Origin of the sequence: Exiguobacterium sp. s36, assembly GCF_018618345.1 — a bacterium.
Classification (GTDB): Bacteria; Bacillota; Bacilli; order Exiguobacteriales; family Exiguobacteriaceae; genus Exiguobacterium; species Exiguobacterium chiriqhucha.
Window position 1 is genome coordinate 337,850 of record NZ_JACSLW010000001.1, and the last position, 22,933, is coordinate 360,782.

A 22,933-nucleotide genomic window follows, 5' to 3' on the forward strand; every position below is an offset into this window, starting at 1 on the left:
AAAAAGGAAGACAGGTATCTGTCATCATTTTACCCTGTCTTCACGCTATATAAAACGTTTCCAATTGGAAAGCTTACTTTTTCACCAAATCAAGTTGAGGGAACTGGGCCGTTAGCCCGTCCACGAATTGATCGAACTGATCGAAATCGAGTTGTTGCTGGGCATCCGATAAGGCGATGGCCGGGTTCGGGTGTACTTCCACCATGACCCCGTCCGCTCCGACTGCAAGCGCCGCTTTGGCCGCTGGCAGTAACAAGTCGCGTCGTCCTGTCGAGTGCGTCACGTCGACCATGACCGGCAAATGCGTCTCTTGTTTCAAAATCGGGACCGCGGTGATGTCGAGCGTGTTGCGTGTCGCCCGTTCATATGTCCGGATGCCGCGTTCGCACAAGATGACTTGGCTGTTGCCGCTCGCCATGATGTACTCGGCCGCATAGATGAACTCTTCAATCGTAGCCGATAAGCCACGCTTCAAGAGCACCGGTTTATCCGTCTTCCCGACTTCTTTCAGCAAGTCGAAGTTTTGCATGTTGCGCGCACCGACTTGGATGATGTCCACGTATGGAAGTGCCGATTCGACCGCACCAGGCGTCATGATTTCAGAGATGACCCGTAAGTCATGACGATCTGCCGCTTGCTTCAGCAGTTTCAATCCCTCGAAGCCGAGACCTTGGAAGTCGTATGGTGAAGTACGTGGCTTGTACGCCCCGCCCCGCAAGATTTTCACTCCGGACAGCGCCAATTTCTCAGCGACGGCGTTCACTTGCTCAAACGATTCGACCGCACATGGTCCCGCAATCAGTTGCGGACGTCCATTGCCGATTTTGACATCATCGAGCGTGACGATCGTGTCTTCGGCTTGGCGTTTCCGTGAAACGAGTAGCGTCTTGTCACGGTCTTCGCCTTGCAGTTCGGCCGAAGCTTTAAACATCTCTTTGAACAGATGTTGCAAGCGAGCCGTCTCGAACGGACCCGGATTCTCTGCCGCGATGAAGTCGAGCATCTCACGTTCACGTACCGGATCGTATCGCTCCACACCTTGCAGACGTTTTACTTTTCCAATCTCAACAGCGAGTGTGCCACGGCGGCTGAGCAAGTCGAGCATCTCACGATTCAACTCATCCATCTCGCGACGTAATCGATTCAACTGATCTTGTGGACTCATAATTACCCTCTCATTTCTAAGCCGTTCTTTCCAGATTCCTAATTATAACGAACTTTAATCGCTTTGTCATAGGGAAATGGGCTGACGACACAAAATCAACAAAAAAAAGCGCCCGGCTAGTCCCGGACGCGTCATCACTTATTTGTTGCCGTTTTTAAGGTCTTGCTTCAAGTTGTTCAATTCTTGTTTCGACTCATCGTCGAGCAAGTCTTTCACAGGTGCCTCGAAGTCTGACTCATAGTCTTCCGATTGGTCACGGCTGCTCGTTGTTTTTTGTTTGTTTGCAGCCGATTTCGTCGCGTTCGATTTGTTCGCGTTCGGCTTACTATCTGATTGTTTCGGTTTGTCTGTCGACGCTTCTGACTTCGACGACTCGTTTGACTCATTTGAGGCTTTCGCTTCATTCGAATCTTTTGCTTCGTTCGACTGCTCTTCTGAAGCCTTATCGAGTTGCTCTTTCACTTCGGCTTCCGCCTCCGCTACGAGTTGATCAGCTTTCTCCATCGCTTCTTCGATTGACAATTCGTCTTCATCGACTTGTTGTTTCAATTCAGCCGCTTCACGGGCCTTGTCTTTGACGAGGTTTAAGACCGGAGCCGCTTTATCGCTCGCTACTTTAATCCATTCGCCGACGACCGGTTCTGCTTTTTCACGAACTTCTTTCGACTTGACGGTCAATCGCTCACGCGACGTCGCCGTTTTCTCGTCGAGGTATGTCCGTACTTCACGTCCGCTCTTCGGTGATGTGAGGAGTGCTACTGCTGCACCAATCACGCCGCCGAGGACGACACCTGCTAAAAACCCACCGCTTGATTGCTGTTCATTCGTATATGTCTTGTTCTTGTCGTATGTCATCGTTACTTCCTCCTTGTGATAGTTATGATTTGATTGTATCGTCTGTCGCAATCAACCCTGGTGAAACCGTAGTCGGTTCTTGTTTACGGTCCCGACGGCCGCGACGACGTGATGGTCGTTCGTCTGAAGACGTTTCTGTTTTGTTTTTCTTAAATAATTCTACAGCGACCGATCCCCAACGTACCGCTTGGGCAATCTGCTCTTTATTCTCGTCTGCTGCTACGTGAACAGAAGAAGAAACCGTCCGTACCGACTCTGTCACTTCGTTGAGTGACGTGCCGAGCTCATCAAGGGCGTGTGCCACCGGTGCGAGCAATTCTGTTTTCTCCTCGACGTTATCCACGAGACGGTTCGTCTTATGTAAGAGCGCCGTCACTTCCATTGTGATTCCGTCTAATTGACGTTCTAAGTTTTCAGTTGTGTTGGCGACGCTGCCGAGTGTCCGATTGACGTTCGACAAGACACGTGCCAAGAAAAATACGAGTACGACAAATGCGAGTGCTGCGACGAGCCCTGCAATGCCTCCTAATGTGATTTCCATGCATCCATTCCTCCTATTCGATAATGTGGTGGTTTCATTATAGCACCATTATGACTCAAAAGATTTGTCACAACCGTTTTCGCCATCCGGTCTGATTATTCCTTTACCCGTTTTTATGTTTTCGATTACACTAAAATAGAAATAAATTTAAAAAAGTTAAAAGGGGTGTTCGTATGAGAGATCCAAGAATCACGCAACTCGCTGATGGATTAATCAATTATTCAGTCGAATTGAAACCGGGGGAACGCGTTCTTATTGAAAATTTCGGCGTCGAGGAATCGCTTGTCGAAGCGCTCGTCGAAAAGGCGTATGAGGCTGGGGGGCATCCGTTCGTCTTATTGAAAGAGAGCCGCATCTTGCGCAAACTTTATACGGGAGCGAGCCGGGAACAGCTCGAACTCATGGCCGATATCGAACGCAAACAGATGCAAGCGATGGACGCTTACATCGGCCTTCGTGCCGGTGACAACATCAACGAACTGTCAGACGTGCCGGCCGAGCAACAAAAACTCGTCGGGGCCACTATCGGTAAAATGCATACCGAGGACCGCGTCAAAGGAACGAGATGGGTCGTGCTCCGTTATCCATCGCCGTCGATGGCACAACTCGCTGGTAAATCGACTGAGGCGTTTGAAGACTTCTACTTCAACGTCTGCACACTCGACTACGGTAAGATGGACCGGGCCATGGACGCGCTCGTCAGCCTCATGAATGAGACCGACCGTGTCACAATCAAAGGACCAGGGACGGACCTCACGTTCTCAATTAAAGACATTCCGGCCATCAAGTGTTCTGGCCAAATGAACATTCCGGACGGTGAAGTGTTCACAGCTCCGGTCAAAGATTCGATCAACGGTGTCATCACGTACAACACGCCGTCACCGTATCACGGCTTCACGTTCGAGAACGTGTCGTTGACGTTCAAAGATGGAAAGATTGTCGATGCGACAGCGAACGACACAGACCGAATCAATGAAGTGTTCAATACGGACGAAGGGGCACGTTTCGTCGGCGAGTTCGCCATCGGCGTCAACCCGTACATCCAACATCCGATGAAGGATATCTTGTTCGATGAGAAAATCGACGGCAGTTTCCACTTTACACCGGGTCAGGCGTATGATGACGCTTATAACGGCAACAACTCGTCAATCCATTGGGACCTCGTCAATATCCAACGTCCTGATTACGGCGGCGGCGAGATTTGGTTCGATGATGTCTTGATTCGTAAGGACGGGCGTTTCGTCGTCGACTCGCTCTTGCCACTCAACCCAGAGAACTTGAAATAACAAAAACAAGCGTGCCGATGACGGCACGCTTGTTTTTTCGTTACAGCTTCGTCTTTTTACCGAGCGCAGCCGACATCATCCAAATCTCTTTTTCGAGTCGTTCGATATGAGACACGAATGTGTCCTCGATGGCTTCGTCCCCGTCTTCGAAGTTCTCCATCGCGTCTTGCATCTCTTGGCGAATCTGTTTGAAGTCACTGATGACATCTTTAATCATCTGCTCGGTATCCGCGTGGCGGTCCCCTTCTTGCAACGTCGAATGTTCGAGATACTCCTTCATCGTCGCATACGGTTCGCCATCGTTCATCAATAGACGTTCCGCCACGTCATCGTACAGTTCGGCGACGAGATTATACAGTTCCTCTAATTTTTCATGATACGTGAAGAAGTGAGGGCCGCTAATGTACCAATGGTAGTTGTGCAGTTTGACGAATAAGAGGCCATAGTTGGCTACCTCTTTGTTCAATGTGTTTAATGCGCCTTGGCTTGCCATCCTTAACATCTCCTTTTCCAAATTCAGTCGCTAGTATTATTACCGTCTTAGCTCGATGTTAAACACAAAAAAAACGAACGGCATCAGCCGTTCGCTCTCGATTCACGCTTCAAGTTGGACGTGTTTCTCATATTCGCGTTGATAAGTCTGGATGTCCCCAGCCCCCATGAACAGGAGGACGGCATTGTCATGTGCCTGGAGCACTTGCGTTCCGCCGCGCTTCAACACGTTCGCGCCTTCGATGCGCGATTGCAGGTCTTCAATCGTAACTGTACCTTCTTGTTCGCGAGCCGAACCGAAGATGTCACACAAGTAAACGGCATCCGCTTCGGCTAATGCCGCAGCGAAATCATCCATGAATGATTTAAGACGCGTGTACGTGTGCGGTTGGAAGATAGCTACAACTTCACGGCCGACGTATTTTTTACGCGCCGCTTCCACTGTCGCACTGATTTCCCGTGGATGGTGGGCATAATCATCCACTAACACTTGGCTTCCGAGCGTCGATTCGCTGAAACGACGTTTCACGCCGTTGAACGTCTCGAGGCGGTCTTTGACCAACTCTTTCGGTAAGTTCTCGTAGTCACATGTCGCGATGACGGCAAGTGCGTTCAAGACGCTATGGTTCCCGTATCCTGGAATCCGGAACGTCCCATAGAAGTCGTCACGCAAATACACGTCAAACGTCGTCCCGTTATCCGTCGAGTTCACGTTCTCGGCGCGGAAGTCGTTATGAGCGCCAAAACCGTAATAGACGATTGGCACGTTCGCTTGAATGTGTTGAAGATTTTCATCATCCCCGCAAGCGATGATGCCTTTCTTCACTTGCTTGGCCATCTCTTGGAATGCGTCGATGACGTCATCGAGTCCTGAGAAGTAATCAGAATGATCAAAGTCGATGTTCGTCATGATGGCATAGTCCGGACGATAGTATAAGAAGTGACGCTTATACTCACAAGCCTCGAAGACGAAGTTTTTCGAGTCTTCGACACCTTCACCCGTACCATCGCCGATCAAGAATGATGTCGGCTCGATGCCACGCATGACGTGGGCCAACAGACCTGTCGTCGATGTTTTCCCGTGAGATCCAGTGATGGCGACACTAGTATAGTGGTCAGCCAACTCGCCTAGAAACTCATAGTACTTGTATATCGTCAATCCGAGTTCGCGTGCCCGAACAACTTCAGGGTGATCGTCTGTGAAGGCGTTACCTTGGACGACGATTTGCCCTTCAGTAATGTTTTCAGGGTCAAACGGAAGGATTTCAATTCCTTTACGGTTCAATGCTTCTTCAGTAAAAAATGCTTTGTCAACGTCCGAACCTCGGACCTCATTATTCATGTCATTTAAAATTTGAGCTAAAGGACTCATGCCCGTTCCTTTAATTCCGACGAAGTGATAACGGTTCATCTGTAAATAGCCCCCCTAATTCATTGCGGTCTGTTTCAAAAATGCGACAAACCTTTGTCATTATAGCAAAACTACCGGAGTCATGCTATTACAGATTATTGTTTTTTTTTAGCCAATCGGCGACTCTTGTACATCGCCATCCGGTCTTGCGGCGTCATCATGACGTTGAGCGGAGGGCCATCCGCTTTGTATGACACGCCCATGGCGGGCGTCAATGTTTCTTCATCAGGCACATCGACCGGTTCGTCCGACTGTAATGTTTTCGCAACATCCTCAACAATCGGTGCCACCGTCTCGACCGATGCTTCAGTCGGCAACGATGGTTCGGTCACATCTTGTTTTTCTTCACGAACGGCAATCTTTGACGATTTCAAATCGGTCGACCCCATGAAGACCGATGCAAATCCGCTCTCTACAATCGAGACTTCCCCGAGAAGCGGTTTTGTATCTGATTCATCCGGCTCATCTTCCAAGACGGTCGGACTCTCGTCAATCGGTTGCGATGTTTCCGCGGAAATAATCGACGCTTCGATTGGTGAATCTGTTTGCTCGGCCACCATTTCCTCAAGCGTCTCCGCTACTGGCGCTTCGTCCGCTATGACATCAAAGTCAGACTGTGGTGTCGTCGCTTCGTCCGTGTCCGGCGCCGATTCGTCTACTGACTCCATCACCGATTCATCTACAGAATCAATTACCGGTTCGTTCTCAGGCTCAGGCGTTACGCTTGGTGGCACCACCTCTGACATTCCCTCAACTGGGACGGCCACTCGCTTCGCTTGGCGCATCGCTGAATCGTCTCGCGTCTCCGGAGAATGTTCAGTCGGCAGGATGATTTTCGGTTTCGGTCGGGCGTATCCATAAATCGGAGACGGTACATCCGACGGCACAAATTCATCCTTCGGCTCGGGCTTCGGTGCAGGCGCACCTTTCTTCCCTTCTTGGGATAGTTCGCGTCGAATTCGGTCTGCTTGCTGTTTTAATGAACGTTCATATGCATCCATACTTGATTCCTCGCTTTTTCACTCAATCCTATTTAGCAAAAAATCGGTCGAGTTTAGCGACCGATTTCAAATGCTTTACCTACTTCATATTCGTCATCTAATACGAGAATTCCTTTTTCTTGCGGTGCATCAGGCAAGTTCAATTCACGCGCCGAACAGATCATCCCGTGTGAGCTCTCACCACGTAATTTAGACGGGCGAATGATCAAACCTGATGGCATGACTGCACCCGGTTTCGCGACGACGACTTTTTGGCCGGCCGCGACGTTCGGTGCGCCACAGACGATTTGGACCATACCTTGGTCAGTCTCGACCTGACAAATCGACAATTTATCGGCATCCGGGTGTTTCTCAGCTTCTTTGACATAGCCGACGACGAATTTCGGGGTAAAGTCCACGCCCGACAACTCGGCTTCGATATTTTGTTTGCGCAAGATGACACCGAGCGTCTCAATCAATTCGGCCGTCAATTCGACCGGTCCATGCCAATCGCTGACATCAAAATAGTTGCTCGCGTTGAACACGTTGTAGCCATTGACTTTCCCTGTCGTCGACTTAACGATGGCGACATCGTCTTTCCGTTCAACAACTTGATGATGGCGATCGCCTTCTCTTAACAGGACCATGAGGACATCGCCGATTCCTTCACGGTTATAAAAAGCATTGATTTGCATACGTAAAAACGCCCCTTCTTTCAAACTAGACACAAATAGTTTAGCAGATTATGCGTCGGTTGGTGGGTTCTTTTTTCCGACAATGAAAATTGGCTCGAGTACGCCAGCCTCATAATGGAAAGAAAGAGCCGTCACCGGAATCCGACCGTTCGTGAAAAAGTCGAACATGAGCTGTTGCATCGCATCATAACCCTGATCGTTGCGGATGTCCGCGATAATCATGACGTCTTGGTGCGGCACTCCGACGAGCATATCACCTTCGATGCGGCGTTCCATAACTCGTAAAAAGTCATCGTTCAAGATACGTGACGCCTCGTAGCCGTCCCGTGCCGCCAGGAAATAGAACGTGTTGCCGGCAACGGTATCTTCTTTTAAATCGGTCGGTAATTTTTTGACGTTATCCCGCGCCAACTCATCAAGGCGTTCGAGCGTCATCCCGCCCAAATGTCGCTCTTCGATCAAGCGATAGCCGTTACCCAAATCTAGGGCGTAAAAGACGGCAGTCTCAGCTGTATGCGGCGTCATCGCCAATGTCTCGCCCCGTTTCGTCTCGGTCGAGAACGAAGCAGAACGGATGACAGGATAAAGATTGGCCTCATTACCCGCTAATGTGATGTCGTCGTCCGCGGTGAGCGCTGTCTTGATGTAGTCTACGACCTCATCGACAGCGATTTCCCCTCGAACTTTTGTTTTCGCTACGAGCGGGGCGAGACGGATGTTGACGCCGAAACGATCGGTCGCCCGTTCGATGCGCAACACCTCATTCTCGCGGTCGTACGAGGTCCGGTATCCGTCAGTGAACTTACTTTCGAGATGACGACGTAATTCATTCCGCTCCATTTAAATCACCCTAACCCATGAAGGAAGGCTTCGACTTGCTCCGGCGTCTTCCGTTCGCGTCCGACATAGCGGTCGACTTCTTGTCCGCCGTTGAAAGCGACGAAGCTTGGAATTCCGAAAATGTCGAGTTCTTGCGCAAGCTCCATCCATTCATCACGATCGACGTAATAAAATGACCAGTCTGAGAACTTCGCTTCAACGTCCGGCATGAATGGGTCGAGGAAACGGCAATCGCCGCACCATGTTGCTGAAAACATGAGGACGCTCTTCCCTTGTTTCGCTGCTGTATATTCGTTCATCGTTGTCAGTTGTTTCATCTTCACCACTCCTGTTCTTTTTTCCTCATTCATGATAGCATAAGTCCGTTGTCACATTCCGCTCTCGTGTTTTATGATAGTCGGGAGTGAAGACTACGTGAAAAAGGTGAAGTCATGACAAAATGGACACGCGAACAGTTGAATCCAGAAATGAAGCATCCACTTGAACAACTCGTCGGCGTCATCGGCATGTTGGCGATTCTACGCTACGGTTATTTGTTCATCGATACGGACAAATCACGAGGCGAGATTTTCATTTGGCTCGTCGTCGGATTCGCCGTGATTTACATACTTGAACGCGTCGGCAAGCGTCTTGTGCGCAGGCTGCCCATCATTCGAAAACGTTTTTTACTCCCCGTTTATGCCGTCCTGCTCGTACTATTCCTCGCGAGCTTCCGCGTCCCGCGGGAAACGGTCGAAATCGTCCGGAATTTTTTCGGGTGGTGAACGAAAGAGAGCGTCCCGCTTATTTGCCGGGACGCTCTCTTTCGTATGTTCAATATTCGATTTTCATGTCGTTCGGTCGAATCCGGTTCATCCGGACCAACACTTGATAGACGGCGTAACTGAGCACCGCTGGCCCGACGATTAAAAAGCCGAAGACGACGATGAACGTATACCAACTGAAGCCCATCGTTTCGAGCATGACGATCGGTCCGACGAGTCCACTTGTTCCCATGCCAGCGCCTGCCGCGACGCTCTCGAGTTCAAACAACAGAATCGCAATCGGCGCGAGCACAGCGCCGGCCACGGTCGGCGGCAACAGAATCCATGGGTTTTTGACAATATTGCCGACTTGGAGCATAGATGTACCGATGCCTTGGGCGATGGCGCCTCCGATGCCATTGTCCCGATAGCTCGTGATGGCAAACCCGACCATTTGGGCAGCACACCCGACCGTCGCCGCGCCGGCGGCAATCCCGCTCAAACCGAGCATGAGGGCGATGGCCGCGCTCGAGATCGGAGCCGTGAGCGCGAGCCCCATCAACGTCGCGACGACGACGCCCATGAACAGTGGCTGCTGTTCCGTTCCCCATTCGATCCATGTGCCGAGCTGTGTCATGAACAACCCGACGTATTTACCGATATAGGTCGCACTTAAATAACCGATGCCGATCGTCGTGAACGGCGTGACCAAAATATCGAGTTTCGTCGACTTCGAGACGAGTTTGGCGACTTCGACGGCGAGCAACGTCGCCACATAACTGCCGGCCGGTCCGAACTCATAGCCGAACGCCCCGACGACGAGTGCCGAGAACAAGATGAGCGGTGGTGCCTGGAGCGCATAGGCGATGGCGATCCCGATGGCAGGCCCGGTCAAGCCGATGGCCACGTCACCAATCTCGATGAGCGTCGAACCAAATCCAGACAGGCTCGTCTCGAGCAACTGTCCTCCGGCTGTCTTCATAATCAAGCCGATAATGAGCGTACTGAATAATCCGAGTGCCATATAACTGAGAGCCGTCACGAAATAGAGCGACGGACTGAGCGTAATCCCTTTTTTCTTAAGCATGGAAATCCCTCTTTTCTGTCTTGTCAGTCGTAAAGTTTCTGTCTTCACACTTTTATCAGTATAAGCGTTTCTCGTGAAATTTCAATATGAAAAAAACGCCACTCCACGAGTGACGTTCTTCGTTCAATTAGCGTGAAGCCCGGAGCGTCTCCATCGTCGAGCGATCGAGTCGTTTGACGAGTGCCTTCAGGAGCGCTTTCGCCGCGTCGTAGTCGTCCGTATGCAAAATCGAGGCATGCGTGTGGATATAACGCGCCGCGACACCGATGACGGCCGTCGGCACCCCTTCCCCGCTCATGTGGATGCGACCCGCATCCGTGCCACCTGGCGAGACGAAATACTGGGTCTTAATGTTTTCATCAGATGCCGTATCGAGCAGGAAGTCACGCATCTCAGGAGACATGACCATGACTCGATCGAGGATACGAATGAGTGCCCCTTCCCCGAGCTGTCCGAACTCTGTCTTATTGCCTGATGCATCGTTGGCTGGTGATGCGTCGAGGACAAGCGCGACATCCGGACGAATCATTTCGGCTGCTGTTTGGGCACCACGGAGACCGACTTCTTCTTGTACGGTCGCCCCGGCGAACAAGATGTTCGGGTGATCGGCTTTTGTCGTCTCTTCGAGCAACTCGACGGCGAGCCCGACGCCGTAGCGATTGTCCCATGCCTTGGCCATAATTTTTTTCGGATGTTTGAGCGGCGTGAACTCGCTCGTCGGCACAGCCGGTAGACCCGGACGTACGCCCCACGATTCGACCTCTTCTTTCGTGTCGGCCCCGATATCGATAAACATTTGCTTCATGTCCATCGGCTTGTTCATCGCCTCCGGTCCAAGCAAGTGCGGCGGCGTCGATGCGACGACCCCTGGAATCAATCCATCGGCCGTCACGATGTCAAATCGTTGTGCCATGAGCACTTGGCTCCACCATCCGCCGAGCGGTTGTATGTACAGCATCCCGTTTTCTGTGATTCGGGTGACCATGAATGCGACTTCGTCCATATGACCGGCAACCATGATGCGTGGTCCCGCCTCATCGCCGACTCGTTTCCCAAAGATCGAGCCGATGCCATCCGTCATGACTTCATCGACGTGCGGTGTGATTCGGTCACGAACAAACCGGCGGACCTCTGATTCAAACCCGGGCGCGCCCGGAAGCTCTGTCAACGTCTTGAATAAGTCTCTCGTTTTTTGTTCCATTTCCATCCATCCCTTCAACCGTTCTTGTTTCATTATATACAGAACTTTTCGACAGATGCGAATGGTTTTCGTTCCAATGGGGTACAGGTTTTGGTACGATGTACATGATAGCCATAGTTCAAGGGGAGGTAGTCATATGAAGAAAAGATATTGGTTAGTTGGAATCGGGGTTGCCATCGCAGCCGCACTTATGACGAAAAAAGTGTTAGATGAACGAAGCTTATCGGCCGAGGATGCGCTTGAGTACACGAAGCGTGCATTTTCAGCCAAAGGTCACGTCCAAGGGGCATGGATCTCGGCATCACCTGAGATTTACACGTATGACGGACGCGAGTACGATGTCTTCAAAGGCGGCATCTCGGTTCTCGAGAACGACGAAGAGAAGACGTACCAATTCACAGTCGATTCAGAGACTGGCGCTCTACTTGAATATGCATGAGATGAGGTCGGCGAACATTTTCGCCGACTTTTTTTGTTTAATTCACCCAAAAGAGTGGAAAATTGAATATGGTACTTTTCAAACTCAAAAAGGAGTGATCCCACGTGAAGAAACTGATCGGTGAAGCAAACGAGCTCGTGTCACAAATGGTCGAAGGTATGGTCCACGCCCACCCTGAACTGTACGGTCGTGTGGAAGGATTCAATGTCATCTGTCGTGCCGACGGGGCCAAGTCCGGGAAAGTCGGACTCGTCTCAGGTGGAGGGAGCGGTCACGAACCAGCGCACGCCGGTTATGTAGGCGATGGGATGCTCGATGCCGCCGTATGCGGTGAAGTGTTCACGTCCCCGACACCGGACATGGTACTCGAAGGCATCAAAGCGGCCGATGGCGGCAATGGCGTATTGCTCGTCGTCAAAAACTACGCAGGTGACGTCATGAACTTCGAACTCGCCGCCGAGCTCGCGGACGCCGAAGGCATTAAAGTCGACCACGTCGTCGTCGCCGATGATGTCGCTATCACGAACAAAGAAGACCGTCGCGGTGTCGCCGGTACCGTGTTCGTCCACAAGATTGCCGGTGCAGCCGCAGCGAGCGGGAAGTCGCTCGATGAAGTGAAAGCGCTTGCAGAGAAAGTTGCGGCCAATGTCCGCTCAATGGGGATGGCCGTCGAACCTTGCTATATGCCAGTGAGCGGTAAACCTGGATTCGATTTGAACGAAGAAGAAATGGAAATTGGAATCGGGATTCACGGAGAACGCGGCGTCGAACGGAAACCGACGACGAACGTCGATGCGATTGTCGATGACTTGCTCGATCATTTGAAAAAAGAAGTCAGCCCCGGCGAAGTCGCCGTCATGGTCAACGGTATGGGCGGAACGCCTCTATCTGAACTGTACGTGACGTATCACTTCGTCGCGAAAAAATTGGAAGATGCCGGCTATTCATTGAAACGGAAATACGTCGGCAACTATATGACGTCACTCGAGATGCACGGCTTCTCGATCACACTCTTGCCGCTCGATGAAGAGTTGACGGGCTATCTCGATGCACCATCGGCGGCACTCGGTTTCAAACTCTAATCTACGAATGAGGTGTTCATGCAATGTTGACGATTGAAGGATTCAAGCAAGCATTACGGCACGCCCAATCAGAGATTGAGGCAAACAAGGATACATTGACCGATCTCGACCGCGCTATCGGCGACGGAGATCACGGCATCAATATGTCACGTGGCTTTGAAGCGGTTGTCGCTGTCCTCGATGATGACTACGCAACTCTCGGCGACTTGAGTAAGAAAGTCGGGATGACGCTCATGTCGAAAGTCGGTGGTGCAGCCGGTCCACTTTACGGTTCCGCCTTCGTCAAGGCAGCGCCTAAGTTTGGTGACGCGACCGAAGCCGATTTCAATCTCGTCAAAGAAGCGCTCGTCGAAGCAGCGACAGCAATCAAGGCGCGCGGGAAATCGGAAGTTGGCCAAAAGACGATGGTCGATGTGTGGGACCCGTTCTTGAGTGACTTGAACGAGTCCGACGACTTTGACGCGAAACTTGATCAACTCGTCGGTGCGACCGAGGATATGGTCGCCACGAAAGGACGGGCGTCTTATTTCGGTGAGAACTCTCGCGGCACCGTCGACCCTGGGGCCCTCTCGAGTTCAATCGTCTTAAAAGCGATTATGAAGGAGGTTGAGTGATATCGTAGAGCTCATCATCGTATCCCATAGCGCCAAAATCGCTGAAGGGATTCAAGACTTGATGAAAGAGATGGCCCCATCCGTTCCGATTCATTTAGCGAGCGGGCTTGAAGACGGCAGCATCGGGACTGATGTGACCCGAATCCTTGAGGCCATCGAAGCCGTCGACAAAGAGGCACTCATCTTATCGGATATCGGTTCGGCCACGATGAACGCCGAACTGGCCGTCGATATGTATGAAGGCGAGAAGACCGTCCAGTTTTATGACGGCCCGATCGTCGAAAGCGCCTTCGTCGCTTCCGTCTCAGCCGGTAACGGCATGGACGTTGCTCAAATCGTCGAACAGTTAAAGATGGCATAAAAAAAGAGCCTCGCGGCTCTTTTTTTAACGTGGGTTATCGTTTTTCTCGTAAATCGGGTTCATGTATTCAGTCGTCGAGTAGAAACGTGGCACGACAACGAACAAGATGACAGCCGGGATTGCGATCAAGAGTAACAAGATCAAGACAGGCAACCAATAGACGATTTGTTGTCCGAGCATGTCGATGTTTGCGTCTGCAAATTCAGTCGCGCCTTCGACTTCTGCAAGGTCAGCTGTTGCGAGGATTTTGTTGTCCGTCGCATCATAGTAATGGAACTCCGTCTTACGTGTGATGAAGATGCCGTCACGGATCGTATCAATTTCAACGACCGCCGCGATGACTTCGTTGCCATTCGAGTGACGGAGCGTCTCTTCTTTTACGATTTCAGCCGTTCCTTCTTTGTAATCATAGTGCGTGGCCTTCAAATCCTCTTCAAGGGCGTCCAAGAACGCCTCATTTGCCGAGGTATTAAGTGGTGCGATTGTTAGAATGAAGATTAGTGCAAGCAGGCTTGCCCATGCTTTTTTCAACATCCCCATGTTCCCCCTTCTCTAATTCCAGTTTAGCGTCATTCCTATTGTACCAAGAAGAAAGAAAAAAGTGTGAAGAAAATGCTATTAAAATAAGAAAAAAGCGTGTCAAATTTTCGGGCGGAACGCGGCCTCCATCCGATAAATCGGTTGTCCCATGGCGCTGAAGCGCTCTTCGTACTCGGTACGGACGTTATCTGCCGGTTCGTTCGCGTGAAGATTAAGTGAAATATCTGTGAAGTACATGCCGTATTGACTCATGCTTTCGAGTGAATATTCGAAGAGTCCGCGGTTATCCGTCTTGAAGTGAATCTCGCCTCCGCGTGGCAACACAGCCTCGTACGTGGCGAGGAATGTCTTATACGTCAAACGACGTTTCGCATGTCGGGTCTTCGGCCATGGATCTGAGAAGTTCAAATAGACGCGGTCGACTTCGCCGGCTTCGAAATAGTCGACGAGTTGCTTGGCATCCACAGTCAAGACGCGGACGTTCGGCATCGGCGTTTCGACGAGCTTTTGCACGATCGACACGGCGACGCTCTCGAACAACTCGATAGCGATGAAGTTGACGTCCGGGAACTGTTGGGCCATCCCTAAAATGAATTGCCCTTTCCCCGACCCGACTTCGATGAAGAGCGGATTGTCGTTCTTAAATTCTGATGTCCAGTTCCCTTTTAACGTTTCGGGATGAGTGATAAAGACGTGTTCTTGAGCTTCCATGTATTCTTTAGCCCAAGGCTTGTGACGTAAACGCATGTTTTTCCAACCTTTCGTTCAAGAAATGTTCAAGTTTCAGCTGACTAGCCGCTTCGCGCGAGCAGTCCCCTTGCGATTATACACGAAATCATTGTTTAATGGACATGAATCATCCTTCACAAGGAGGTTATATCGATGAGCACGTTAGATCAATTTCTTATTTTTTACGCGGCTCCGTTGACGTTCTTCGGCGCCGTCATCGCGACGTTCGTATGGGCGTATTTCATGAAACCTGATGATGTCTGATGCATATGGAAAGGGATGGCTCACACTCGTGATCCATCCCTTTTTTCATTGTGTCCGTTCCTCTGCTTCATCGAGCAATTCCCGGAGCACGGTCAATCCTTCTGCGCGGGCGATGCCGTTCTGTTCCCCATATAAGGTCAGAACCGTCTGGGCAATCGCATACCAGTGCATTCGATAGTGTAACTCGGAGGTGAAACGGATGCCGTAATGACTGAACCACGTCTCCCAGTCCACCTCGTCGACGTAGCTGTAGACGACCATGGCCAAATCAAAAGCACGGTCGGCGATGATAGCGTCATCCCAGTCGGTCAAATATAACAGACCGGTCTCATCCTCAATCCAATTGTTATGGTTCAAGTCTGAATGGCAGACGACGAGTTCACGTTCGTCATCAATCGGCTGATGGACCGACAACCAACGAATTGCCTCATCAATCGTCACGTCTGCCTCGTCTTGCTCGTAAGCGGCACATTGCCGGAGCAACAGTGAGGACGTGACCGGTGTATGATTCAACTGCTGCAACATGAATAATAGCTCTTTCGAATGATGAATCTTCCCAAGCTGTGCCGCCACATCAGCCCGTTTCATATCGGCTGGCGAGAGCTCACGACCTTCGATGAACTGTTGGGCACTGAGGACGTCACCGTTAAACATCCGTTTCGTCCACAGCAATTTGGGGACGATGCCTTCGGCGGAAAGAATGGCTAAAAACGGGGACGAGTTTCGTTTGACAAAGATTTTTTGTTGGCGCGTCGTCGCTACGTACGCTTCGCCTGTAATCCCGCCTGCGGAAGCCACCGTCCACTCTTCACCGAGCGCACCGATTATATCTGAATACATATTCATCACGCTCAAATCTCATTAAGAATTACAAAGATACAATCACCATATTAACACGCGATAATCGTCATTGACAACGACTCGACTTGAATCTGGCTCGGATTTCGTTCAATCGGGACGAGGCTCGCCGTTTCCCCTTGTACGTAGACGTTCCAGTCCCCCTCCGCTTGGAATGTCACATCGTGGAACGTTCCGTTCAGATAGACGCGGACGCGCTGCCAGGCATCATAAGAATGGCTCGCCGTCAGCTCGTATGCAATCACGCCCGGGGGCGACGGGAGGAACTTGAACTGTTCGATGACTTTTTGCCGGGTATCGTAGCGGAAACACGTGTGACGGCGCCGTAACTTGAGTAGGGTCTTCACAAACTCGACCTCACTTTGCCGCTCGTCACGTAAGTCCCAATCGAAGTGATTGATTCGGTCCGGTGCATTATAGCTGTTCTCAACCCCTTGTTTTGTCCGACCAAACTCTTGGCCGGCGTGAAGGAACGGGACGCCTTGCGACGTGATGACGATGGCTGTGGCGAACCGTTGCATCCGCAACCGCATCGTCTCGTCCATATCTTCACACGACAAGAGCAATTTATCGTACGTCGTATAATTGTCATGTGCTTCGACGTAGTTGATCGTATACTGCGGGCTCGGGAAACGCCCGACGGTGACGTTCGGGATTTGGACCGCTCCGGTGAGACATTCACGAAGCTCCCACTCCCGCCACTCGTTCCCGGAGACGAACCCGCGCTCCCGGTCATTGAACGTCGACCCTTTCAAGGCGTCCCGCATCATGTCATTGAAATGACCGATTCGGGGCATGAAGGCCGCGTTATGCGACGAGGCTTTCAATGACGGGCTGAGCGGTGTCGCCAAATCCCATCCTTCCCCGTAAATCAAAATCGAGCGATCGATTTTATCGAGTGCGGCCCGTATTTGATTCATCGTCTCGACGTCATGAATGCCCATCAAGTCGAACCGGAAACCGTCGACGTGATACGTCTCGGCAAAGTACGTCACACAATCGACAATCATCCGTCGCATCATATACCGTTCTGAGGCCGTGTCGTTTCCGACGCCGGTCCCGTTCGCGACCGTCCCGTCATGTTCATAACGGAAATAATAGTACGGGACGAGTGCTTCGAGCGACGATTGCTCACGGATGAAGATATGGTTCATGACGACATCGACGACGACGCGCATGTCATGGCGATGCAAGGCATCGACCATTTCGGCATACTCTAGAATGCGTGATAGCGGCTCGTCAGGTTTCGAGGCGTAACTGCCTTCCAACCCGAACCAATGGATCGGATCATAACCCCAGTTGTAAGGCATCCGGGTCGCTTCGTCGACGCTTCCAAAATCATGGACCGGCAATAACTGCAGGTGCGTGACCCCGAGTTCTTTCAAATAATCGAAACCGGCACTGTTCCCCGCCCGGGTTTCAAGCCCGGTCTCGACGATGCTGGCGTACAGCCCTTGCCGTCGACTCGTCGACGCAGGGTGGCTCGTGAAGTCACGGATATGCAGTTCATAGATGACGGCATCTGTCGCTTTGCGGAGAGGCGGGCGTTCTGCCGGCTCCACGTGCTCAGCGACGGCTGTCTCAACATCGATCAATACGCCAAATTCGCCATTTAGGCTGACGGCTTTGGCGTAAGGATCGACGACCTCGTTCGTTTCGACAGGTGTCTTGACGTACAGTCGATAAAAATAGCCTTCGTACAGTCTAGGAACATCGGCATGCCAGACGCCTCGACCGCTCCGAGACATGCGAAACCGTTCAATCTCACGATGCGTTTCGGGATCATGGATGACGAACCAAATCGAAAACGCGACGGGCGACCAGACATATGCCTCAATCGATTGCCCGGAAAATGAAAGGCCGAGCGGTCCGTCATAGGCATAGCGACGTTCAAACTCGTCCGTATGCACAATTTCGCGGGGCACGACGACAATCGTCTTATGTCCAGGGTGAAACACGGTATAGACCGCTTCGAGCGTAACCGGGCGCGTCAATTGGATATCTCGTTCAATCGTCCCCGCCTCTGTCGTCCATTCGTTGAGCACCACATAATCGACCGGTCGACCGTTTTGTTCGATTTGTACCGGTACGGATTCATATTCGGCAATGACTTCAAGTCGAATCGTCTCGAACGAGAGCAAGGAAGCCCGTTCAATCGTCACATGAGACGTCGTTTGCTGATTTGGTGTGTGATGCATACGCGTTCCATCCTCTCCTACCTACTGGTCCAAAAATTGTCGAAACGGCATCTTGGCTGTCGCATCTAGTAGTTTCGCCACATCTCGAATTTGTTGGGCTTTGACGATCGGCGCCCTCGTGTTCACTTGTTTCATCCACGGCTCATAATCCGCGCGTGAGATGAACTGAGTCGACCGAATTTCAGGCACATGATCGAAATAGCCTTGTGGGGCCACCGTCACTTTTTGGATGACCCCGTCATAGGACGGAAGAAACTGTCGAACGATTTCTTCGGTGCGCGTCAACGCGATGAGCGGGTTGACTACACGTTTATTTTCCCCTTTGAGCGGTTGATGAATCCACGTCTTCTGCTTCGATATGTGATAGATGCTGCGGTCGCCGTCGAGCCATTCGACCAGGTAAATATGCGATGGTCCGATGATGAGATGGCTCAGTTCGACCGTCGCCCCGTTCCATTCGACGACCGGACGATACATGAAGAAGTGTTGGTCGTTCCATTCGGATACCATGTTACGATATCCGTACTCTCGCAAAAACGGCAACATCGGGACGTCCACCTCGGTCGCCCCTTCACAGGCGTACTGCAGTTTTTGGATATGACGGCGGTTCGTGAGCAGCGTCTGGAACTGCGCCTCCGAGAGCGGTGTCGGTTCGAGCTCGATGCGTTCCGTACGGCGCCAAAATTTCCACCACGGGTTCTCAAACTCCATGATTTCGGGAGGATTCAACCGATTGGAATCGTGAAGACGACGCATGCGAGCGACATCGGACTCGACATACTCTTGAAAGCGATTGAACTGGTCGAGCATGTTTCGTTCATATTTAGATGTTACGTCAAAAATTTTAATCGGGATCGCCATGTGTCCTCCTCTGACCGCTGTAACGGAAATACTTCGACTGCCTCATAGGCAGGGGTATGGTTTGGATTGATTCGATAAAGTACGACCGTTTCAATCGGCTCCTCGATGGTAAACGTCGGGGCGATGTACGGGATTCGTGTGCCTATGTCCCACTTCTTCGCGAGTGTGACGTGGGGGACGAACGGTTTACGGTCGAGTGCTGGAATCTCTTCGGATAACTTTCGTCGAAGCGTCCCGGTAAGCGCCGTCAAGTCCACGGACGGTTCCGGGACGATCGTCAAGACACGCGGACGATCCGGTCTACCGAAGTGGTCGATTTGCTGGAACGTCAGCGCGAACGGGGCCGTCGACGTTGTCACTTCACGTGTGAGTTCTTTCACTGCCTCGACTTCATCATCGTCCAATGAACCGAGAAACTGAAGTGTCAAATGAAATTCCTCCGGACGATACGTTCGACGATACGAATAAAACGGCAAGATGTCCCGCTGTACATGTTCGAACTTTTCGTCCTCGATGGGTAGTGCCAAAAAATAATGTGTCGACATGACCATCATCCTTTCACTCGAAAACGTCTCAGTCCAAAGAAGAAGACCGCTCCTACGATGCTGACCACCGTGTACATCCAAAATACACCGATGATGCTGTTATATTCAATGATAAATCCACTGAGGAGGTTGAATCCGGCCGTCGCTAGTCCTGACGTGATGGCCATATAGACGCCAATCGCCGTCGAGACGACGTTGCGGCTGACAAGGCTGCGGACAAATTGAAGTGCGACCGGAATCAATAATCCGACGACCAGTCCTTGAACGATGGCAAGAATCCAAACGACCCAAATCGGGGGCTCAAGTGCTAACCAGCCGTTGCGAAGCGCCGAAATCAAGGCGGCTCCCGCCAGCACGTTGACCGTACCTAGACGTGAGACGATTTGGTAAGCCACTTTCATGAATGGAATTTCGCATAATACCGCGACAAGGAACAGTGTCCCGACGAGCGTCGTTGAGCCTCCGATGCTCGTCACATAAATTCCGAAGTAATAGTTATTCGCGTAAATAGGGCCGAAGACGAGCATGCCCCCAATCAAAAAGGCGATGAACGGCCCATTCCAGACGGCCGACCATTGGAACGGTGCCGTCGTGTGCACTTGCTTCGGTTCCTGTTCAGATACGCTCCGCACGAACAGCGTACCGATTGCCAGCATGACGGCGCTGAGTAAAAACGTACTCGCGAGTCCCCATGTCGTGTCCGAGATGCGACCCATGACGAACACCGCAATCGCAAATCCGGCCGATCCAAACAGACGGATGGCCCCGTAGTCGATTTTGGCGCGTGACGTATACTCGAGTGTCATCATATCGACGAGCGGGATGTGTGCACATTGGAAGATGGACCAGGCGATCATCAACATAATAATCCATACGTAAGACGTCGCGAACAAGAACGTGAGCGATAAGGCAGCCGCCCCGAGCATTGCGATAATCAGCCAAGCCCGAACCCGCCCCGTTCGGTCGGCAAGCATGCCCCATAGCGGTTGGACACCGATTGAGAGGATCGGCATGATGGCGACGATTGTTCCGACCTGACCCGGAGACAAATCAAAACGTGACTGCGAGAAGAAAAGTGCCATGTAAGGAATGAGGGCTCCTTGGGCAAAGAAAATGGCGACGTAAATCGATTGAAACGATATTTTTTGTTGGTTCACAGTAAACTTCCTTCCTAACAGACAGAGAGCCGACCGAATCAGTCAGCTCTCACGGGTTATTATTTAGCGAGCTCATAAATCGCTTCCGCATAGATGGCGGCGGCGCGAAGTAAATCTTCAATTTCCATGTATTCATCGACTTGGTGGGCGACGTCTTTCGCTCCAGGGAACAGCGCCCCAAAAGCGACACCAGCCTCGAGCGAGCGCGCATACGTCCCTCCGCCGATGGCCATCAAGTGCGCTGACTCGCCGGTCTGACGCTCATAGACGCCTGCCAACGTTTTCACGAGCGGATGGTCTTCGGCCACATGGTGCGGCGGCATATGATGACGCGTCGACAGTTCGAACCCGAACGACAAGGCGATCTCTTTCAAGTTTTGCAACCGTTCCTCGAATTTCGCGGTGTATGGATAACGGATATTCACCGTCGCCGTCCGTTCGTCCCCTTGATAGCGGAACACGCCACCGTTAATCGTCAAATCACCCGTCTCATCACTCGCTTCGATACCGAGTGAAATCCCGCGTGAATCGGCGAACACGTGACGAATGAACTCGATGTAGCGCTCTCCTTGAATGTCGAGCGGGAGCGTCAACAAGAAGCCGGCGAGGACGTAGGCCGCGTTGACTCCGTTATCTGGTTCCATGGCGTGGGCGGCCACACCTTTCATCGTGAACGTATACGTCCCTTGGTCCCATGTGCACGTGCCGTCCGCTTCATATTTTTCGAGATACGCTTCAAACTTTTCTTCGAGAACGTCTTCTGTCTCGAGTACCGCTGTCGCAAAGTCCGGGACCATGTTCGGCCGTTCTCCGCTCACGAACGAGACCAAGTGATGTTTCGAGCCTGGCACCCGTTGAATTGGGAGCTGCTTCAAGACGCCATCGTATAGCCCCTTTTCAGCATTGATAATTGGAAAGTCAGCGTCCGGTGCGAAGCCATATGTCGGCATCGCCTCTTGTTTGAAGTATTCGCGGACACAACGCCATTCGCTCTCCTCGTCGCAACCTGCAATCAGGCGGACGCGTTTCGATAGCGGCAATCCAAGTTCCTTCACGATGCGCAGTCCGTAATAAGCAGCCATCGTCGGTCCTTTATCGTCATTGCTGCCACGGGCGAATATTTTCCCGTCGGCGATGGTAGGATTGAACGCCCCATACGTCCATCCCTCCCCAGCCGGCACCACGTCTAAGTGACAGAGGATGCCAACGATTTCTTCCCCTGACCCGTATTCTAAATGCCCCGCGTATCCGGCGACGTCTTTCGTAGCGAACCCGTCTCGCTCTCCGAGTGCAAACATGTAATCGAGAGCTCGGCGGACTTCAGGTCCAAACGGTTCGTTCGGGCCGGTCTTCGTCTCATCAAGCACGCTTGGGATTTGCAATAACCCTGTTAAATCTTCTAAAAATGCGTCTTTTCGTGCGTCGACTTCTTGTCTCCAATTCATATGGATCTCCCCTTTGCGAATGTTCTCTCCCTTATTAGTATATCCAAATGTTAGAAAGACGAACATTCATTTCGAAAATATTTTTTCGTTCGTCTTTTAGCCTTTTGTCTACGTCTTTACATATCCTTCATTCGATATTTACGTTCATAATCGTTTCTTTACATTTCGATTGTTCGTTCTTTTCCCTTGCAATTCTATGCAGGAGCGGTATACTAAAGGTGTAATTTTAGAAAATAACAATTTCATATTTCATTTGTCGTCCGTAGGTTTTGTCTTTCATCATTCTACGCATTGGGAGGTTATCCAATGAAAGGTTCAACAGATCGTATGCTAACCCGCATCAAGTCCATTTATTTGTTCATTAACGAAAGGGAATGCGTCACCACTTCTGAACTAGTAGAGGAGTTCGGGATCACATCACGCACCGTACAGCGTGATTTGAACGTGCTTGAATACAACAATCTGGTTGAAAGTCCGAGTCGCGGAACGTGGACATCATCAAAACGTTCGCTCAAGACGGCAAATTAAATAACAAGTTACGAGG

At 51.3% G+C, this 22,933-nt stretch carries 27 protein-coding genes; 8 read left to right on the forward strand and 19 right to left on the reverse strand.

The genetic code is table 11. The features are described from left to right. Nucleotides 1-73: 73 nt before the first annotated feature. From KNP95_RS01715 to KNP95_RS01725, 3 genes are all read right to left on the reverse strand, one after another. A complete protein-coding gene (locus KNP95_RS01715) occupies nucleotides 74-1,165 on the reverse strand; it encodes a bifunctional 3-deoxy-7-phosphoheptulonate synthase/chorismate mutase (protein ID WP_021065589.1) in 1,092 nt (363 codons plus the stop codon). 138 nt (nucleotides 1,166-1,303) lie between these two features. Continuing rightward, nucleotides 1,304-2,020 (reverse strand): YtxH domain-containing protein, encoded by a 717-nt coding sequence (locus KNP95_RS01720; RefSeq protein WP_214835192.1) that lies wholly within the window; start codon nucleotides 2,018-2,020, stop codon nucleotides 1,304-1,306. A gap of 22 nt (nucleotides 2,021-2,042) precedes the next feature. Continuing rightward, entirely contained in the window at nucleotides 2,043-2,561 is a 519-nt protein-coding gene (locus KNP95_RS01725; RefSeq protein ID WP_021065587.1) for a DUF948 domain-containing protein, read from the reverse strand. Nucleotides 2,562-2,734: 173 nt separating this feature from the next. Here KNP95_RS01725 and KNP95_RS01730 point away from each other — a divergent pair, with 173 nt between their 5' ends. Further along, the gene (locus KNP95_RS01730; RefSeq protein ID WP_021065586.1) at nucleotides 2,735-3,847 is read left to right on the forward strand and encodes an aminopeptidase; all 1,113 of its coding nucleotides are present in this window, start codon (nucleotides 2,735-2,737) and stop codon (nucleotides 3,845-3,847) included. Between the two features lie 40 nt (nucleotides 3,848-3,887). Here the strand turns inward: KNP95_RS01730 and KNP95_RS01735 are convergent, their stop codons facing one another. The 6 genes from KNP95_RS01735 to KNP95_RS01760 form a co-directional block, all read right to left on the reverse strand. After that, on the reverse strand, nucleotides 3,888-4,340 hold the full coding sequence (locus KNP95_RS01735) for a Dps family protein (protein ID WP_021065585.1): 453 nt from the start codon (nucleotides 4,338-4,340) through the stop codon (nucleotides 3,888-3,890). Between the two features lie 102 nt (nucleotides 4,341-4,442). Further along, nucleotides 4,443-5,750, reverse strand: coding sequence for a UDP-N-acetylmuramate--L-alanine ligase (gene murC, locus KNP95_RS01740; protein ID WP_021065584.1), 1,308 nt, complete (start codon nucleotides 5,748-5,750; stop codon nucleotides 4,443-4,445). 95 nt (nucleotides 5,751-5,845) lie between these two features. Then, nucleotides 5,846-6,751, reverse strand: coding sequence for a hypothetical protein (locus KNP95_RS01745; RefSeq protein ID WP_214835193.1), 906 nt, complete (start codon nucleotides 6,749-6,751; stop codon nucleotides 5,846-5,848). A 53-nt stretch (nucleotides 6,752-6,804) separates the two neighbouring features. Further along, nucleotides 6,805-7,425, reverse strand: coding sequence for a YtpR family tRNA-binding protein (ytpR, locus tag KNP95_RS01750; protein ID WP_058764015.1), 621 nt, complete (start codon nucleotides 7,423-7,425; stop codon nucleotides 6,805-6,807). A 48-nt stretch (nucleotides 7,426-7,473) separates the two neighbouring features. Next, nucleotides 7,474-8,265: a DUF1444 family protein gene (locus tag KNP95_RS01755; protein WP_029595160.1), complete on the reverse strand. Its 792-nt coding sequence runs from the start codon at nucleotides 8,263-8,265 to the stop codon at nucleotides 7,474-7,476. 5 nt (nucleotides 8,266-8,270) lie between these two features. After that, on the reverse strand, nucleotides 8,271-8,582 hold the full coding sequence (locus KNP95_RS01760) for a thioredoxin family protein (RefSeq protein WP_214798526.1): 312 nt from the start codon (nucleotides 8,580-8,582) through the stop codon (nucleotides 8,271-8,273). 114 nt (nucleotides 8,583-8,696) lie between these two features. Between KNP95_RS01760 and KNP95_RS01765 the strand changes: the two genes are divergently transcribed. Further along, a complete protein-coding gene (locus KNP95_RS01765; RefSeq protein ID WP_021065579.1) occupies nucleotides 8,697-9,029 on the forward strand; it encodes a hypothetical protein in 333 nt (110 codons plus the stop codon). A gap of 49 nt (nucleotides 9,030-9,078) precedes the next feature. On the opposite strand, the gene KNP95_RS01770 is transcribed toward KNP95_RS01765, so the two are convergent. Beyond that, nucleotides 9,079-10,095, reverse strand: a complete 1,017-nt coding sequence (locus KNP95_RS01770; RefSeq protein ID WP_021065578.1) for a PTS sugar transporter subunit IIC — start codon at nucleotides 10,093-10,095, stop codon at nucleotides 9,079-9,081. A gap of 127 nt (nucleotides 10,096-10,222) precedes the next feature. Further along, nucleotides 10,223-11,296: a M42 family metallopeptidase gene (locus KNP95_RS01775; protein WP_058764017.1), complete on the reverse strand. Its 1,074-nt coding sequence runs from the start codon at nucleotides 11,294-11,296 to the stop codon at nucleotides 10,223-10,225. Between the two features lie 136 nt (nucleotides 11,297-11,432). On the opposite strand from KNP95_RS01775, the gene KNP95_RS01780 reads away from it, so the two are divergent. The 4 genes from KNP95_RS01780 to dhaM all read left to right on the forward strand — a co-directional run bounded on the left by KNP95_RS01780 (nucleotide 11,433) and on the right by dhaM (nucleotide 13,792). Further along, nucleotides 11,433-11,735, forward strand: a complete 303-nt coding sequence (locus tag KNP95_RS01780; protein WP_021065576.1) for a PepSY domain-containing protein — start codon at nucleotides 11,433-11,435, stop codon at nucleotides 11,733-11,735. A 104-nt stretch (nucleotides 11,736-11,839) separates the two neighbouring features. Further along, nucleotides 11,840-12,817, forward strand: a complete 978-nt coding sequence (gene dhaK / locus KNP95_RS01785; RefSeq protein WP_131471307.1) for a dihydroxyacetone kinase subunit DhaK — start codon at nucleotides 11,840-11,842, stop codon at nucleotides 12,815-12,817. Nucleotides 12,818-12,840: 23 nt separating this feature from the next. After that, the gene (dhaL, locus tag KNP95_RS01790) at nucleotides 12,841-13,431 is read left to right on the forward strand and encodes a dihydroxyacetone kinase subunit DhaL (RefSeq protein ID WP_021065574.1); all 591 of its coding nucleotides are present in this window, start codon (nucleotides 12,841-12,843) and stop codon (nucleotides 13,429-13,431) included. Continuing rightward, complete coding sequence (gene dhaM, locus KNP95_RS01795; RefSeq protein WP_021065573.1) at nucleotides 13,424-13,792, forward strand: dihydroxyacetone kinase phosphoryl donor subunit DhaM; 369 nt, start codon at nucleotides 13,424-13,426, stop codon at nucleotides 13,790-13,792. The genes dhaL and dhaM overlap by 8 nt, the downstream gene beginning before the upstream one ends. 24 nt (nucleotides 13,793-13,816) lie before the next feature. On the opposite strand, the gene KNP95_RS01800 is transcribed toward dhaM, so the two are convergent. Together KNP95_RS01800 and trmB are read right to left on the reverse strand one after the other, a co-directional pair. Further along, nucleotides 13,817-14,326 (reverse strand): hypothetical protein, encoded by a 510-nt coding sequence (locus tag KNP95_RS01800; RefSeq protein WP_236355697.1) that lies wholly within the window; start codon nucleotides 14,324-14,326, stop codon nucleotides 13,817-13,819. 105 nt (nucleotides 14,327-14,431) lie between these two features. After that, on the reverse strand, nucleotides 14,432-15,079 hold the full coding sequence (trmB, locus tag KNP95_RS01805) for a tRNA (guanosine(46)-N7)-methyltransferase TrmB (protein ID WP_214802806.1): 648 nt from the start codon (nucleotides 15,077-15,079) through the stop codon (nucleotides 14,432-14,434). A 135-nt stretch (nucleotides 15,080-15,214) separates the two neighbouring features. Between trmB and cydS the strand changes: the two genes are divergently transcribed. Next, entirely contained in the window at nucleotides 15,215-15,325 is a 111-nt protein-coding gene (gene cydS, locus KNP95_RS16275) for a cytochrome bd oxidase small subunit CydS family protein (RefSeq protein WP_021065570.1), read from the forward strand. 45 nt (nucleotides 15,326-15,370) lie between these two features. Here the strand turns inward: cydS and KNP95_RS01810 are convergent, their stop codons facing one another. From KNP95_RS01810 to pepV, 6 genes are read right to left on the reverse strand one after another with little or no spacing between them, the layout of a single operon-like run. Then, nucleotides 15,371-16,165: a phosphotransferase family protein gene (locus tag KNP95_RS01810; RefSeq protein ID WP_029595153.1), complete on the reverse strand. Its 795-nt coding sequence runs from the start codon at nucleotides 16,163-16,165 to the stop codon at nucleotides 15,371-15,373. Nucleotides 16,166-16,215: 50 nt separating this feature from the next. Beyond that, the gene (gene pulA / locus KNP95_RS01815; RefSeq protein ID WP_214835194.1) at nucleotides 16,216-18,381 is read right to left on the reverse strand and encodes a type I pullulanase; all 2,166 of its coding nucleotides are present in this window, start codon (nucleotides 18,379-18,381) and stop codon (nucleotides 16,216-16,218) included. Nucleotides 18,382-18,402: 21 nt separating this feature from the next. Continuing rightward, the gene (locus KNP95_RS01820; RefSeq protein WP_214835195.1) at nucleotides 18,403-19,242 is read right to left on the reverse strand and encodes an NERD domain-containing protein; all 840 of its coding nucleotides are present in this window, start codon (nucleotides 19,240-19,242) and stop codon (nucleotides 18,403-18,405) included. Continuing rightward, complete coding sequence (thpR, locus tag KNP95_RS01825; RefSeq protein ID WP_214714556.1) at nucleotides 19,212-19,787, reverse strand: RNA 2',3'-cyclic phosphodiesterase; 576 nt, start codon at nucleotides 19,785-19,787, stop codon at nucleotides 19,212-19,214. The genes KNP95_RS01820 and thpR overlap by 31 nt, the downstream gene beginning before the upstream one ends. A gap of 5 nt (nucleotides 19,788-19,792) precedes the next feature. Further along, nucleotides 19,793-20,944 carry an MFS transporter gene (locus tag KNP95_RS01830; protein WP_214835196.1) on the reverse strand — a complete coding sequence of 384 codons (1,152 nt, stop codon included), beginning with the start codon at nucleotides 20,942-20,944 and terminating at the stop codon, nucleotides 19,793-19,795. Between the two features lie 59 nt (nucleotides 20,945-21,003). Further along, nucleotides 21,004-22,389, reverse strand: coding sequence for a dipeptidase PepV (pepV, locus tag KNP95_RS01835; protein ID WP_021065564.1), 1,386 nt, complete (start codon nucleotides 22,387-22,389; stop codon nucleotides 21,004-21,006). A gap of 306 nt (nucleotides 22,390-22,695) precedes the next feature. On the opposite strand from pepV, the gene KNP95_RS01840 reads away from it, so the two are divergent. Continuing rightward, nucleotides 22,696-22,917: a DeoR family transcriptional regulator gene (locus KNP95_RS01840; RefSeq protein WP_081637897.1), complete on the forward strand. Its 222-nt coding sequence runs from the start codon at nucleotides 22,696-22,698 to the stop codon at nucleotides 22,915-22,917. The last annotated feature ends 16 nt before the right edge of the window (nucleotides 22,918-22,933 follow it).

Excerpts from the sequence above, each read along its gene's own strand:
- KNP95_RS01720 (WP_214835192.1), bottom strand. The coding sequence starts at position 2,020 with ATGACATACGACAAGAACAAGACATATACGAATGAACAGCAATCAAGC.
- KNP95_RS01770 (WP_021065578.1), bottom strand. The coding sequence starts at position 10,095 with ATGCTTAAGAAAAAAGGGATTACGCTCAGTCCGTCGCTCTATTTCGTG.
- cydS (WP_021065570.1), top strand. The coding sequence starts at position 15,215 with ATGAGCACGTTAGATCAATTTCTTATTTTTTACGCGGCTCCGTTGACG.
- KNP95_RS01810 (WP_029595153.1), bottom strand. The coding sequence starts at position 16,165 with ATGTATTCAGATATAATCGGTGCGCTCGGTGAAGAGTGGACGGTGGCT.
- KNP95_RS01820 (WP_214835195.1), bottom strand. The coding sequence starts at position 19,242 with ATGGCGATCCCGATTAAAATTTTTGACGTAACATCTAAATATGAACGA.
- KNP95_RS01715 (WP_021065589.1), bottom strand. The coding sequence starts at position 1,165 with ATGAGTCCACAAGATCAGTTGAATCGATTACGTCGCGAGATGGATGAG.
- KNP95_RS01780 (WP_021065576.1), top strand. The coding sequence starts at position 11,433 with ATGAAGAAAAGATATTGGTTAGTTGGAATCGGGGTTGCCATCGCAGCC.
- KNP95_RS01755 (WP_029595160.1), bottom strand. The coding sequence starts at position 8,265 with ATGGAGCGGAATGAATTACGTCGTCATCTCGAAAGTAAGTTCACTGAC.
- pepV (WP_021065564.1), bottom strand. The coding sequence starts at position 22,389 with ATGAATTGGAGACAAGAAGTCGACGCACGAAAAGACGCATTTTTAGAA.
- KNP95_RS01800 (WP_236355697.1), bottom strand. The coding sequence starts at position 14,326 with ATGTTGAAAAAAGCATGGGCAAGCCTGCTTGCACTAATCTTCATTCTA.
- KNP95_RS01725 (WP_021065587.1), bottom strand. The coding sequence starts at position 2,561 with ATGGAAATCACATTAGGAGGCATTGCAGGGCTCGTCGCAGCACTCGCA.
- thpR (WP_214714556.1), bottom strand. The coding sequence starts at position 19,787 with ATGTCGACACATTATTTTTTGGCACTACCCATCGAGGACGAAAAGTTC.
- trmB (WP_214802806.1), bottom strand. The coding sequence starts at position 15,079 with ATGCGTTTACGTCACAAGCCTTGGGCTAAAGAATACATGGAAGCTCAA.
- KNP95_RS01730 (WP_021065586.1), top strand. The coding sequence starts at position 2,735 with ATGAGAGATCCAAGAATCACGCAACTCGCTGATGGATTAATCAATTAT.
- KNP95_RS01765 (WP_021065579.1), top strand. The coding sequence starts at position 8,697 with ATGACAAAATGGACACGCGAACAGTTGAATCCAGAAATGAAGCATCCA.
- KNP95_RS01775 (WP_058764017.1), bottom strand. The coding sequence starts at position 11,296 with ATGGAACAAAAAACGAGAGACTTATTCAAGACGTTGACAGAGCTTCCG.
- pulA (WP_214835194.1), bottom strand. The coding sequence starts at position 18,381 with ATGCATCACACACCAAATCAGCAAACGACGTCTCATGTGACGATTGAA.
- KNP95_RS01745 (WP_214835193.1), bottom strand. The coding sequence starts at position 6,751 with ATGGATGCATATGAACGTTCATTAAAACAGCAAGCAGACCGAATTCGA.
- KNP95_RS01760 (WP_214798526.1), bottom strand. The coding sequence starts at position 8,582 with ATGAAACAACTGACAACGATGAACGAATATACAGCAGCGAAACAAGGG.
- ytpR (WP_058764015.1), bottom strand. The coding sequence starts at position 7,425 with ATGCAAATCAATGCTTTTTATAACCGTGAAGGAATCGGCGATGTCCTC.
- KNP95_RS01840 (WP_081637897.1), top strand. The coding sequence starts at position 22,696 with ATGAAAGGTTCAACAGATCGTATGCTAACCCGCATCAAGTCCATTTAT.
- dhaL (WP_021065574.1), top strand. The coding sequence starts at position 12,841 with ATGTTGACGATTGAAGGATTCAAGCAAGCATTACGGCACGCCCAATCA.
- KNP95_RS01735 (WP_021065585.1), bottom strand. The coding sequence starts at position 4,340 with ATGGCAAGCCAAGGCGCATTAAACACATTGAACAAAGAGGTAGCCAAC.
- murC (WP_021065584.1), bottom strand. The coding sequence starts at position 5,750 with ATGAACCGTTATCACTTCGTCGGAATTAAAGGAACGGGCATGAGTCCT.